Source organism: Litorivivens sp. (assembly GCF_057445395.1).
This window is the reverse complement of sequence record NZ_JBVBUV010000091.1, coordinates 1-12,817: the sequence shown is the minus strand read 5'-3', so window position 1 is coordinate 12,817 and position 12,817 is coordinate 1. Positions and strand designations below refer to the sequence as shown.

Below are 12,817 nucleotides of genomic sequence, written 5' to 3'. Positions count from 1 at the left end.
TATTATTGATGTGCGCTCAGCTAACCTGTTGTCCGAAGAATTCCTCGAATCACGCTCGTTTGAAAATATTCAGTGGATGAGCGTATTGAAATCGCTCACCGCCTACCAGATGTACCGGCAAACCATGCATGTTCGGGTACGTCGTGAGGATGTGGTGAACTTCCTCTTCAAATCCGACATTTTCCCCCGCTCTATTCTATTCTGCGTTGACCAATTGGCGCGCTGCATGGAAAAGTTGCCAGAACCGAAAAAGCCGATGGCGCGCGTCAATCAGGTAAAAATGCTGCTTCAGGACACTGACATCAGTGTCTTCAACCAGAAAGAACTTCATTCTTTTATCGACCTGCTGCAGATCAGACTAGATGAAGTGCACGGTGTGTTAAACGCGCAGTATTTTCTGAGTGGCCGAATCAGTAACGGTACAGCGCAAACCCAACCTTAACCTATGCATACTGGCGGTCGGTTCTATCGCTGATAATAAAGGCGACCGCCAACATAGGTCTGTTCGACCTCAATGTCACGTAACGCTAACGCGGGCACCGTCAGTGGATTGCGGTCGAGCACCACAAGGTCCGCCAGTTTTCCGGCTGTCAGCGAGCCCAACTCATGATCACGGTGAATCTGCCACGCTGCGTCGATTGTCGTCGCGGCAAGTGCATCGCTGACCGACACCTTTTCCTCAGGCCCAATTTCGGCGCCCGAAGCGCTGACGCGATTAACCGCACTCCACACCAGCAGCATAGGATTCATTGGCACCACAGGTGTATCCAGATGAATGCTATAGCGCAGATTTAACGCTTGCGCCGAACGTGCTGGGCTCATGCGCGCTGCTCGCTCCGGCCCCATAAAAATATCACGATGGCGATCGCCCCAGTAATAAGTATGGGCCGAAAAGAACGTCGGCGTTACACCCAAGTTTTTCATTCTCGCCAACTGGTCATGTCGCGCCATTTGCGCGTGGACAATGATGTGCCGGACATCCTCACGCGGAACCGCCTGCTGCGCTTTTTCTATAGCATCGAGAATCATATCGATGGCCGCATCCCCATTACCGTGAATCGCCAGCTGATAGCCTGCACTATGAGCTGCCAACACCTGCTCAGCCAGCTGCTGTGCCGGCACCACAGGAAACCCTCGATAATCTTCATCGCCGTGATGCGGATGAAAATATGGCTGCGACAGATAACCCGTATAGCCTTGGATACTCCCGTCGGCAATGATTTTTATCGCGCCTATAGAAAGGTAGTCATTTGGCTTTGGGTTAAGTTTCATTTCACCCGCAACGAGTGCCTCGCCCACCGTCTGCCATATGGGCCAGAGTTCGAGACGTTGCGGAATACGCCGCAATTTAGAAGCAAGCGACAACCCCGAGAGCATCCTGCTGTCGACCCCTCCACTCTGGGCAGTTGTAACACCAACGCGTAAATACTCCGCTGCGGCGCTATCGATCATTTCCATGAAATCTATCGCCGAAAAATCCATAGCCAGCGTTTGCAATTGGGTGCCAGCCGTTTCCTTCAACAGACCAGTGGCGTTGCCGCTACTATCGCGAACAATGACACCACCTTCAGGGTCGGGCGTCGTGTTATCGATACCCGCCAGCGCCAAGGCCACGGAGTTTGCAACGCCCATGTGGCCGGAAATATGGAGGATGTAGACCGGACGATCTTTCGATACCGCATCGAGATCTTCGCGGGTTGGATGGCGTTTTTCCGCCAACAGACTATCGTCATAGCCAATACCGAGAATCCAGCCATCGGGGTTTGCATCGGCAAACGCCGAAAGTCTCGACTGCAGTGAACCAATGCTTTTCACATCGCCAATAGGGGGACTATTAAGATCTGCGGCAAACTCGGTCAGCCCGGAACCTGGGAAGTGACCGTGCGCATCAATAAACCCCGGGATAATGGTCATGCCCTGGAGATTCAGCACACGCTCTGCCGAGCTTCGATAAGCTTCAGCCTCCGCGTTGCTGCCTACCCAGACAATGCGATCCCGCTCAATCAGCATGGCTTCGGCCTGGGGCTGCGCCGTGTCCATCGTAATAATGTTGGCGTTCACAAATAATTGAGACTGCGGCAACGGCGGCCGAACCCGCATGAGCACTGAAATCAGTATCACTACCAGCACTAAAATGATTACCAATAAACCACCCAGCCGCTTCATAGTATCTCCGCCCACACAACCGATAATCTAACGCTTTAAATATGTCTTGAAAGTGCTAAACGTGCACTATGACATACCGCGTAACACAATACTTTACCTCAAGCAGACTACAATGGTATTGGTTTCTACCGTGTAACCAATTAATTTCTAATCATTATTTTCCGTTCATTTTGGCTGACAGGCGTAATAATTTTCGCTTAAACTCTACCTAGAAACGCAAAATGAGGTGAGCCATGGCAGGCGAGACACGATGGGGCAAAAGAAGTCGACTGGATGACCCGGATCAGGCGAGAAATCATATACTTTCTGCCACCTACCACGTGGTTACCAATAAAGGGGTCGATAAAACCACGATTTCTGAAATTGCAAAACAAGCCAAAGTTTCCCGACCTACCATATACCGTTACTTTGATAGCCGCGATGAAATCATTCAATGCTTGCTGAACAAACGGCAGGGAGATTTTTTTGAGCGCATGTATGAGGAAACCCTGCGATATCGCAACGACTTCCCCCGCCTGGTGGAGGAATTGCTTTGCTTTGCACAACAGTTCACAGCCCGAAACAGAGCCTCAGATTTGGTGTCTGGCCCAAATGCAGGAAGAATGGTCAATTATTTTCCCAGCGACGAAGCTGAACGCCATTTTGCAAAAATTCTCGACGAGCCCTATCAGAACTATCGTTATACAACAGGCAATGTAGTCGATTTAGAAAGCCTGAAAGGCTTTCTGGGCGTCATGATGCTGTCTATTCGCCTGTACCCCTACAAAAACCACGAGACCCTGCGCAATCAGTTACAGGCCATCATGGCACTTGGGCGCACAGCAAGCCGCGAGGAATCAACAAAAACCTTCGACAGCCTGAAGAAAAACACCATGAGAAATTCTCGCTAGGGTCAGAACGGCCAGATCAGCGGGACAATCAATACAGTCACAACCCCTACCGCCAACGTCAACGGCACACCGATTTTCACAAAGTCCTGAAACTGATAGTTACCTGGACCGTAAACCATCAGATTGGTCTGATAACCGATCGGGGTTGCAAAACAGGTCGACGCGCCAATCATCAGGGTAACCGCCAGCGGCTCTGGCGCCACCCCCAAGCCCTGACTCGCGGCAATGGCCACAGGAAACAGAATGACCGCAGCAGCCATATTGGAAATCACGGCGGAAAAAGCTGCTGTCAATGCAAACAGACTAATCAGCAAGCCCACCGGCGAGCCCGCCGATGCTCCAATAATCACTTCGGCGATACTTTGTGCTGCGCCGGTTTTATCCATCGCGCTACCGAGCCCAATCGACGCGGCGATAACCAGTAACACTTCCCAATCAATACTGCGTCGAGCGTCGCGTATTCGCACACAGCGCGTCAGCACCAGCATGGCCGCCGCGAGCAAAGCCGCCTTAAACATGCTGAGCAAGCCGGTGCCTACCACCGCGACCATTCCCAGCAGAATAAAGCCTGAGGTACCACGCTGCTCATGACGAACCGGCCGGGAGTTCTCAATTTTGCTAACCAGCAGGAAATCGCGGGAATAACGCTGATTTTCGACAAAATCTTCGTGGGTCTCCAGTAGCAGCGTATCCCCCGGACGCAACTCTACCCCGCCGATCTTGGTTTTCAAATGCTGGCCATCACGGGAAATGGCAATAATCGCAGCACCATAGTGATTGCGAAACCCCATATCGCGCACGCTCTTCCCCACAAAGGGGAAGTTCGGCGAAATCACTACTTCCACCAAACTGCGGGCCGACTGCCGGGTATCGAGCTTAAACACCTGATCATCAGCCACGCGCAGACCATGAATATTTTTAAGGTCAACCACGGATCGCACGTCACCGGCGAAAATCAGTCGGTCATCGCCTTCCAGTGTTTCACGCGGCGACACCGCCGTCAGAATACGCCCCTTGCGATCAATCTCTATCAAGAACATGCCCGGCAATTGGCGGAGTCCGGCGTTTTCAATGCTTTTTCCCACCAGTGGACTACCCGGCTCCACCAGCATTTCCACCACATATTGCCGCGCGTCTTCAAAGCGCTGGGCCTCACCTTTGCGGTCCGGTAACAGCCAACGGCTGGTGGCAATAGTCAGCCCCAGAACAACCAGCGTACAGGGTATACCCACCCAGGCCAGATCAAACAGGGCAAGGCCATCCACCCCCGGCTGCCTCTTGAGCATATCGTTGACGACCAGATTGGTACTGGTACCCACCACCGTACAGGTGCCCCCGATAATGGCGGCATAGCTCAGCGGAATCATCAACTGGGAGCTGGAAATATTGTTGCGTCGCGCCCAGTCGCGCACGGCGGGCACCATCATCGCCACAACCGGTGTGTTATTGAGCACTGAACTGAACACGGCCACGGGCGCCATCAGTCGCAGTTGCGCGCTGGCTACATTTTTGGGCCGTCCCAGCAGGTTATAGGATATCCAGCTGACTACGCCGGTGTCCGACAAGGCTTGGGCAACCACAAACAGCACCGCAACCGTGGCCAGACCTTCACTGGCAGCGCCCGCCAGGGCTTCCGAAGGCGTGAGAATATTGGCAAAAACCAACACAGCAACGCCAGCCAGCAAAACCATATCGGCGGGTAGGCGGGTCGTGATCAGCAGACTGAAGCAGCCGGCAATAACCAGCAGCGTGGCAATAGCGTCAGGGCCAAGCACCGAACTACACTCGGTGGGTAAAGAAGTCGGTAAACTGGTCGACGAACTGACTCAGCTGGTCCGCCGGCAAATCATTCACACCGGCAGCCGCAGCACGGCCTCCGCCAGTGGGAAACTGCCGACACAGCTCATCAGCACCGGTTTTGTTATTCAGCGGCGCTCTCACGCTGATCAAATAATTACCGTTATCCTTAACTGTCAGCACAGCGTGAGCCCGATCCGGGCTACCGTTGGCCAGATCATTGCTGTAAACACCGCTAACCCGTCGAGCCCAGGCTTCATTGGGCAACACAAACACGGCCGCCGAATCCGTTACCGATTGCGGGCCAATATTGGCAGCGGCCGACATATCCGCCTGGTAGCCCTGCTCAAGCTTTTCGAAGGCTGCGCGGTTGTCGGAAATAAAATCAAATGGCGATGCGTAATCCGCTACCTGCCGGTACAGATCCGCCGGGTGAAAGTGCAAATCCTCGAGCTGAGAGCCATAGCCGTTGTAATTGATGTAGATCCCGAGATTCTCCAGCTGCTCAAGCTGCTGCGCATTCAGGTTCAGCGGTTTAGCTGCCGCGAGCGCACTCTTTTTCAGGTTGTCGCCAAACGCCCCGACGACCGCCCATTGAGCAAACTGTCCTTGCAGATACCCATTCACCAAAAGGCTTGTACAAACATCCGACGCGGTATTGATCAGCGCGGTCAGATTGGCATGCTCAGGGATGTCACCAGCAAAATGATGATCCGAGTAGAAGACTGACGCTCCCTGCTCAAGTACACGCATCAGGCTTTTCTTGTTTTTGTCCATGGATACATCGAGGACAGTGATCTGGTCACCCGCACCGGCGGTCACCTGATCCAGCAGCTCAATGTCTCGTTTAACACCCGTAATCAGTTGAGCATCCCGCGGCTCGGCGTTGCGTAATTGCACCAGTGAGCAAATACCATCAGCATCGCCATTAAAAACATCGAACGCCGCCATCATTCTTTCCCTATCACTGTAAAAAACCGCCACAGAATAGCATAGCGCCCTGACCTCGCCCAACAACCGTTTGGGTTACGGTGAGCAATAGAAAAGCCGCACTGAGGCGGCTTCCCTGTTTCGCACCTGTTACTTCAGAACGATACGGTCGCGGTTCTTTTGCAGAACCACAGCGCCGACACCCTTCACGTCGGCCAGTTGCTCAACCGACGAGAAAGCACCGTGCGCTTCACGCCACTTAACAATTTCTCGCGCACGCACCTCACCAACCCCGATCAGGGATTCAGCGAGTGTTTGTGCGTCTGCAGAATTGATATTGACGGTCGCGGGTGCATCGGCCCCGAAGGCGAAACCACTGATGAGAACTAGAGAAAGGAAAAGGCTTTGCAGCCATACTGGCAATTTCATAACACACTCCTTTGTGTCGTATTTAAGTTACATCTTCAGACTTGCCAGCCTCAGGGCTGGCAATTTCAGTGCCGTTGCGGCCCAATCAGTTTAGCGGTAGCCCAGTTCTGCAGCAATCTGTTTCAAGGCATTCATTGGCGATTCCGCGCGGGTGATTGGCCGGCCAATTACGAGGTAGTCACTGCCACTGTCTATCGCCTGTGACGGCGTTGCCACCCGCCGCTGATCACCCTGCTCGCTGTCGAGTGGACGAATACCCGGTGTTACCAGGCAAAAGTCAGCGGAAATCACCTTGCGCAGCATGGTCGTCTCACGCGCTGAGCACACCACACCATCCATACCGCAATTTTCTGCCAGTACCGCGAGCTCGCTAACCTGCTCTTCCAACGCCCGGCTAACGCCCACCTGCATCAATTCTGCCTGTTCCATGCTGGTAAGTACGGTTACCGCCGTTAACAAGGGTGCGTTTTCGCCCAGTGGCTCTAATGCAGCGCGCGCTGCCTCCATCATTCGCGGCCCGCCACTGGCATGCACATTAACCATCCACACACCTAGCTCAGCTGCTGCGCTCACGGCGGCGGCGACGGTATTGGGGATGTCGTGAAACTTCAGGTCGAGAAACACATCAAAACCGGCATTTACCAAGGCCTTGACCAGTACCGGCCCTTCACGGGTAAACAATTCCTTCCCGACCTTCACCCGGCACAGCTTAGGGTCCAACTGCTCTGCAAGGCTCAATGCCGGTCCAGAAGCCGGAAAATCCAAGGCGACGATAATGGGGGATAACTCTGACAACGTACTACTCCTGAAAATCTCTATGGGTTCGGTTAATGCCGCTCAATCACCTTCCGCGCCGCGAATAGGCGCTGTTCGCCCCCAGTGCTTGCAGGTTGGGCACAACCAGTGCAGCTGATGACCGGCAAATCCGCAGTGATCACACTGGTAGGTTGGCTTGGCTTCCAGTAATTCGGTCAACATACGCTGCAACACGGTCAAATTTTCCCGCGCGGAATCGCTGGCTTTGGGCGCCTGGAAGTTTATCACCTGCAGCAGCCCACGCAGTGTGGGGCGCCGCTTTAATTGCTCCGCCAGATACACTTCGGCCTGCTCATCCGGTTGGTGTTTGTCGATCAACTCAACCAATTTGAGCAGTATCGAGCTGCTGGGATACTCCTCATAGCAAGCCCTGAGATAGCTTAGATATTCCATCTCCTCGCCACGCTTGCGATAAGCTATATGCAACGGCTCCAGCACCTCACTGAGGTATAGCCGGTTCTGGTTAAACACTCGCTTGAAGGTTTTGATCGCGGCCTGTGTGTTACCGCTATCGAGCTCCAGCTGCCCGAGCGTGATGGTGGCACGTACACAATTGCGGTCGTAGCTCAGCGCCTGCTTCAGATCCCTGCGAGCCGAGTGGAAGTCATTGGTCGCATAGGCAATGTCAGCCTTTTCGCAGCAGAAGTGCGCAAGACACCGAAAAATATCGTCGTCAGCCACGGCTCCGGGGCGCAACCAGCCCTTTTTCGGCACCAGCTGTTTACCAACGTCGATAGCGCTGTCCCACTCCTTTTCGTCTTGGTAGATCTCCAGCAAGTGGCGCAGAGCAGTGCTTCTCCAGCCCGGGGATTGCTGCACCAGATCCTTGAGCATACGCTCGGCCCGATCCAGCAAGCCGGCACTGATATAATCGCGCGCCAGCTCCATATGTACCTGATGCAACTGATCTCCACCCAGATTGGGCCGTGCCAGAAGGTTCTGGTGAATCCGTATGGCCCGATCAACCTCCCCTTTTCGACGCAGCAAGGTGCCAACGGCCAGATGGGTTTCCAGCGTATCGCGATTCACTTCAAGAGAGTTTACGAAACTGTCGATCGCCACATCGGGCTGTTCGTGCAGCAGGAAGTTCAGCCCCTGATAGTATTGGGTACTGGGCTGGGCATCGTCGGAACCACCACTGTCGCGTGGCTGGCGATTCCAGCGGCCAAGCGACCACCCGATAGCAATAGCCACCGCTAGCAGTAGCACCTGGCTTAAGTCTGGCATAGTTATGAAGTCGCAGACCCCGATCGCAGCTGAGCGACTTCTTTTTCAAGCTTTGCCAGCTTGCGGCACACACCCTGGTGTTGGGCTTTTATCTGCAGCAAACGAATCATACAGATCAACAGCCCCGCCCCGCCACCGGCGACAAAGGCGGCGACGATCCAGATCGACACCCGCAGTTCAGGCAGTTTGACGAAGAGCAGGTCCAGCGGGACTCGCGCGTCGTTTTCCACCGAGAAGGCAGCGCCAAAAAACACTAACGCCAGTATGAACAGTACGAACAGAAGCTTTTTCAAGAGACCCATGGGCTTTACCTAAAAAAAACGGCATGGCCATTTGACCATACCGCTTCTACATTCATTTCACCAGAGGCTATCAGTTTTTCTCCAAGCCTAAATTCACCCGCTCGCGCATTTCCTTACCGGGCTTGAAGTGCGGAACGTATTTTCCCGGCAATTGCACCGTTTCGCCTGTTTTGGGGTTTCGTCCCTGGCGCGGCGCCCGATAATGAAGGGAAAAACTGCCAAAACCACGGATCTCAATGCGTTCACCCGTCGCCAATGTCTCAGACATATGCTCGAGCATCGTTTTTACCGCCAGCTCGATGTCCTTGTGTGATAGCTGGGTTTGCATACCCGCTATCAGGTCTATCAGTTCTGATTTGGTCATAGCGATATTCCGTTATTTCGCTACAAGATTAGTAGTAACTGCCCGATTTCTCAAGGGTTTTAGTCGAAGTACCACTCAAGGAGGCACAAAAAAGGGCGCCGTAGCGCCCTTTTCCTGGTTCAGGTGTTACTGCAGGACTTAGTCTTTGTCCATCTGCGCCTTGATCAGGTCGCCGATAGTACCGGGACTGGCTGATTCTGTGCCCTGCTCGCGCAGGCTCTTCACAGCCTCCTTCTCGTCTGCAATATCTTTCGCTTTGACAGAAAGGTTAATGATGCGATTTTTACGGTCAATATTGATGATTTTGACCTCGATGTCATCACCTTCTTTCAAGGCATTGCGGGCATCTTCCACGCGGTCACGGCTGATTTCAGAGGCTTTCAGAATGCCTTCGATCTCTTCCGCCAGAACCACTACAGCCGCCTTAGCATCAACTTCCTTGATGGTGCCTTTAACGATGCTGCCCTTGTCGTTCAGGTTCACGTAGTTGGAGAACGGATCGTCTTCCAGCTGCTTGACACCCAGGGAGATACGCTCGCGCTCGGGATCGATAGACAGGATAACGGTCTCGATCTCGTCGCCTTTCTTGAAGTTGCGAACGGCTTCTTCGCCTGTCTCGTGCCAGGAAATATCTGACAGGTGAACCAGGCCGTCGATGTTGCCTTCCAGACCAATGAAGATACCGAAGTCAGTGATGGACTTGATGGCACCGCTGATCTTGTCACCTTTGCTGTAAGTGGCAGCAAATGCATCCCAGGGGTTCTGTTGACACTGCTTGATGCCCAGAGAGATACGACGACGCTCTTCGTCAATATCCAGAACCATAACCTGAACTTCGTCACCTACCTGTACAACTTTGGAGGGGTGAATGTTCTTGTTGGTCCAATCCATTTCGGATACGTGTACCAGACCTTCAACACCTTCTTCGATTTCAGCAAAGCAGCCGTAATCAGTGAGGTTGGTAACACGGGCGTTGGTTTTGGTGCCTTCCGGGTAACGTGAAGTGATTTCGACCCAAGGATCTTCACCCAGTTGCTTCAGACCCAGTGAAACGCGGTTGCGCTCGCGGTCAAACTTCAGGATGCGAACTTCAATTTCGTCGCCCACATTGATGATTTCGCTTGGGTGCTTGATGCGCTTCCAAGCCATATCGGTGATGTGCAGCAGGCCGTCGATACCACCCAGATCTACGAACGCACCGTAGTCGGTCAGGTTCTTGACGATACCCTTAACAACCAGACCTTCCTGCAGAGAGGCCAGCAGCGCTTCGCGCTCTTCGCTGTTTACGCTCTCCATAACTGCGCGGCGTGAAACCACCACGTTGTTACGTTTCTGGTCCAGCTTGATAACCTTGAATTCCAGCTCTTTACCTTCCAGGTGGGCGGTATCGCGCACCGGGCGTACGTCTACCAGTGAACCTGGCAGGAAGGCACGGATGGAATTGATGTCGACGGTAAAACCGCCTTTTACCTTACCGTTGATCACACCGGTAACGGATTCTTCATGAGCGAACGCAGATTCCAGATCTTTCCAGGCTTCCGCACGCTTGGCTTTTTCACGTGACAGGCGGGTCTCACCGAAACCGTCTTCAACGCTTTCCAGTGCAACCTGTACTTCGTCGCCAATTTCCAGCGAGAATTCGCCGGCGTCGCTCAGGAACTGCGAGCGGGGGATCACGCCTTCAGACTTCAGACCAGCGTGCACAGTGACCCAGTCACTGTCGATATCGATAACAACACCGGTCACGATGGAACCGGGCTGCATGTCGATGGTTTTTAAACTCTCTTCAAAAAGTTCTGCAAAGCTTTCGCTCATGTGTCGTTTACCTATGGGGCAGGGAATCTGCCGATTTTTCGCCGCACATCCAGCTTATGCGGGTCAATGGGTTCGGCCAAAGAAAGGTGCCAGCTGGAGTCACACAATCTTCGACACTTACTAAAAAAGCAGCTCGTGTTCCTGAGAACAACAAACCACTAAAGTAAACCGCGCTCACGCACAGCGGCGAGAACGCGGTCAAAAACTTCATCTATGCCAAGGCCACTGCTATCAATGATTACAGCGTCCTCAGCAGGCTTTAAGGGGGCCAGTTCCCGCTCGGAATCTCGCTTATCTCGAGCGCGGATGTCCTCCAAAAGGGCGGCAAGGCTAACACTTTCACCCTTATTTATCAACTGTTTATACCGTCGATCGGCGCGCTCTTCGGCACTGGCGGTAAGATAGATTTTCAGGTCGGCGTCGGTAAACACCACCGTACCCATATCACGACCATCGGCGACCAGCCCAGGCGCCTTGGCAAACGCTCGCTGACGCCCCAACAAGGCCTGACGAACTCCAGGTAAAACAGCCACTTGCGAGGCAAGCTCACCAGTTGATTCACTGCGCACGGTGTCGCTTACGTCTTCACCTTCGAGGATGACAGCTGTGGGCTCACCTTCCGCACCGGGTTCGAAGCGCACATCCAGATCCCTCGCCAGTAGCGTCAGTGGCTGTTCCTGATCCAACCCAATGCCGTGCTTGACCCCGGCCAGTCCAACCAGGCGATAGAGCGCGCCACTATCGAGCAAAGACCAGCCCAAATGGTGAGCCAGCTTCTGGCACAGCGTACCCTTGCCTGAGCCGCTCGGGCCGTCTACGGCGATGACCGGGGCTGTCATTTGGCAACCTCAACACACATACCAACCTGCTTTGCCAGCTCAATAAAATTAGGGAAAGAGGTGGCAACGTTGTCGGCACCGCGAATATGTATCGGGTCAGAAGCTCGCAGCGCAGCTACCGAAAAGGACATGGCAATACGGTGGTCGTGATGGCACTCAATGTCGCCGCCACCAATCTGGCCCCCGACAATCTCGATACCGTCTTCAGTTGGTGTCGCCTGAACGCCCAATGCCTTTAGACCATCAGCCATAACCTGAATCCTGTCGCTCTCTTTCACTCGCAACTCCTGTGCACCTCGCAGCACGGTTTTACCCTCGGCGCAGGCAGCGGCGATAAACAGCACCGGAAACTCATCAATGGCCAGCGGCACCTGATCTTCAGGAATATCGATTCCCCTCAGTTGAGCCGAACGCACGCGGATATCCGCCACCGGCTCCCCGCCAACTTCCCGCTTGTTTTCAACGGTAATATCGCCACCCATCGCTTTCAGAATATTGATCACGCCGATGCGAGTTGGGTTAATGCCCACATGCTGCAGCACTAACTCAGAGTCCGGCGCGATGCTGGCGGCAACCATAAAGAAAGCCGCCGACGAAATATCTGCCGGCACATCAATATGCATACCCTGCAGGCGCTGACCGCCAACCAGACTGGCGGTGTTGCCACGGCGAATCACCGGATAACCAAAGCCGCGCAGCATCCGCTCGGTATGGTCCCGAGTCGGCGCCGGCTCGGAGACCGAGGTTTCGCCAGTGGAATACAGGCCCGCCAGCAAGACACAGGATTTCACCTGGGCGCTGGCCATGGGCATATCGTAGTGAATCGCCTTCAGCGCATTGCTGCCGGAGATTTTCAGGGGCGGACGACCGCCGTCGGCAGTTTCCACGGTAACACCCATTTCACGCAAGGGCCTGGCGACACGCTCCATTGGACGCTTATTCAGCGACACATCGCCGCTCATAGTGACTGAGAACTTCTGCCCCGCCATCAAACCAGACAGCAGGCGAATCGTGGTGCCGCTATTACCGACGTAAAGTTCGCCCTTCGGTTCTTTCAAGCCTTCTCGGCCCACGCCGTGAATTTTGACCCGGCCATTTTCCGGCCCTTCGATATTCACCCCCATGGCCTTGAAGGCATTCAGAGTCGCCAGCGCGTCCTCGCCTTCAAGAAAGCCATCTACCGTGGTAGTGCCATCAGCGATAGCGCCCAGCATGATGGAACGGTGAGAAATTGATTTGTCG

General features: G+C 54.0%; 13 protein-coding genes. 2 read left to right on the top strand and 11 right to left on the bottom strand.

What is annotated here, in order from left to right; translation table 11 throughout:
- On the top strand, positions 1-442 hold a 442-nt coding region (locus AC222A_RS17340; RefSeq protein WP_372750710.1), incomplete at its 5' end, for an alpha-E domain-containing protein.
- A gap of 23 nt (positions 443-465) precedes the next feature.
- Here the strand turns inward: AC222A_RS17340 and AC222A_RS17335 are convergent.
- Positions 466-2,166, bottom strand: a complete 1,701-nt coding sequence (locus tag AC222A_RS17335) for an amidohydrolase (RefSeq protein WP_486775332.1) — start codon at positions 2,164-2,166, stop codon at positions 466-468.
- Between the two features lie 233 nt (positions 2,167-2,399).
- Here AC222A_RS17335 and AC222A_RS17330 point away from each other — a divergent pair, with 233 nt between their 5' ends.
- Positions 2,400-3,056, top strand: a complete 657-nt coding sequence (locus AC222A_RS17330) for a TetR/AcrR family transcriptional regulator (RefSeq protein ID WP_372759915.1) — start codon at positions 2,400-2,402, stop codon at positions 3,054-3,056.
- 2 nt (positions 3,057-3,058) lie between these two features.
- On the opposite strand, the gene AC222A_RS17325 is transcribed toward AC222A_RS17330, so the two are convergent.
- The 10 genes from AC222A_RS17325 to aroA form a co-directional block, all read right to left on the bottom strand.
- Positions 3,059-4,831: an SLC13 family permease gene (locus AC222A_RS17325; RefSeq protein ID WP_372799440.1), complete on the bottom strand. Its 1,773-nt coding sequence runs from the start codon at positions 4,829-4,831 to the stop codon at positions 3,059-3,061.
- A 4-nt stretch (positions 4,832-4,835) separates the two neighbouring features.
- Positions 4,836-5,804: a DHHA1 domain-containing protein gene (locus tag AC222A_RS17320; protein WP_372764233.1), complete on the bottom strand. Its 969-nt coding sequence runs from the start codon at positions 5,802-5,804 to the stop codon at positions 4,836-4,838.
- A gap of 129 nt (positions 5,805-5,933) precedes the next feature.
- A complete protein-coding gene (locus tag AC222A_RS17315; RefSeq protein WP_372748916.1) occupies positions 5,934-6,212 on the bottom strand; it encodes a ComEA family DNA-binding protein in 279 nt (92 codons plus the stop codon).
- 90 nt (positions 6,213-6,302) lie between these two features.
- A complete protein-coding gene (gene pyrF / locus AC222A_RS17310) occupies positions 6,303-7,007 on the bottom strand; it encodes an orotidine-5'-phosphate decarboxylase (protein WP_372748917.1) in 705 nt (234 codons plus the stop codon).
- 42 nt (positions 7,008-7,049) lie between these two features.
- The gene (lapB, locus tag AC222A_RS17305) at positions 7,050-8,255 is read right to left on the bottom strand and encodes a lipopolysaccharide assembly protein LapB (RefSeq protein ID WP_372764231.1); all 1,206 of its coding nucleotides are present in this window, start codon (positions 8,253-8,255) and stop codon (positions 7,050-7,052) included.
- A 2-nt stretch (positions 8,256-8,257) separates the two neighbouring features.
- Positions 8,258-8,557 (bottom strand): lipopolysaccharide assembly protein LapA domain-containing protein, encoded by a 300-nt coding sequence (locus tag AC222A_RS17300; protein WP_372748919.1) that lies wholly within the window; start codon positions 8,555-8,557, stop codon positions 8,258-8,260.
- 70 nt (positions 8,558-8,627) lie between these two features.
- Positions 8,628-8,921: an integration host factor subunit beta gene (gene ihfB, locus AC222A_RS17295; RefSeq protein WP_372748920.1), complete on the bottom strand. Its 294-nt coding sequence runs from the start codon at positions 8,919-8,921 to the stop codon at positions 8,628-8,630.
- Between the two features lie 138 nt (positions 8,922-9,059).
- Positions 9,060-10,736, bottom strand: coding sequence for a 30S ribosomal protein S1 (rpsA, locus tag AC222A_RS17290; RefSeq protein ID WP_372748921.1), 1,677 nt, complete (start codon positions 10,734-10,736; stop codon positions 9,060-9,062).
- Between the two features lie 158 nt (positions 10,737-10,894).
- On the bottom strand, positions 10,895-11,575 hold the full coding sequence (cmk, locus tag AC222A_RS17285; RefSeq protein WP_372748922.1) for a (d)CMP kinase: 681 nt from the start codon (positions 11,573-11,575) through the stop codon (positions 10,895-10,897).
- The coding region (gene aroA, locus AC222A_RS17280; RefSeq protein ID WP_486775331.1) for a 3-phosphoshikimate 1-carboxyvinyltransferase at positions 11,572-12,817 on the bottom strand (1,246 nt) is incomplete at its 5' end. The genes cmk and aroA, both read right to left, overlap by 4 nt.

Coding starts and splice junctions, on each gene's coding strand:
- AC222A_RS17335 (WP_486775332.1), bottom strand. CDS start 2,166: ATGAAGCGGCTGGGTGGTTTATTGGTAATCATTTTAGTGCTGGTAGTG.
- AC222A_RS17330 (WP_372759915.1), top strand. CDS start 2,400: ATGGCAGGCGAGACACGATGGGGCAAAAGAAGTCGACTGGATGACCCG.
- AC222A_RS17320 (WP_372764233.1), bottom strand. CDS start 5,804: ATGGCGGCGTTCGATGTTTTTAATGGCGATGCTGATGGTATTTGCTCA.
- AC222A_RS17315 (WP_372748916.1), bottom strand. CDS start 6,212: ATGAAATTGCCAGTATGGCTGCAAAGCCTTTTCCTTTCTCTAGTTCTC.
- lapB (WP_372764231.1), bottom strand. CDS start 8,255: ATGCCAGACTTAAGCCAGGTGCTACTGCTAGCGGTGGCTATTGCTATC.
- AC222A_RS17300 (WP_372748919.1), bottom strand. CDS start 8,557: ATGGGTCTCTTGAAAAAGCTTCTGTTCGTACTGTTCATACTGGCGTTA.
- ihfB (WP_372748920.1), bottom strand. CDS start 8,921: ATGACCAAATCAGAACTGATAGACCTGATAGCGGGTATGCAAACCCAG.
- rpsA (WP_372748921.1), bottom strand. CDS start 10,736: ATGAGCGAAAGCTTTGCAGAACTTTTTGAAGAGAGTTTAAAAACCATC.
- cmk (WP_372748922.1), bottom strand. CDS start 11,575: ATGACAGCCCCGGTCATCGCCGTAGACGGCCCGAGCGGCTCAGGCAAG.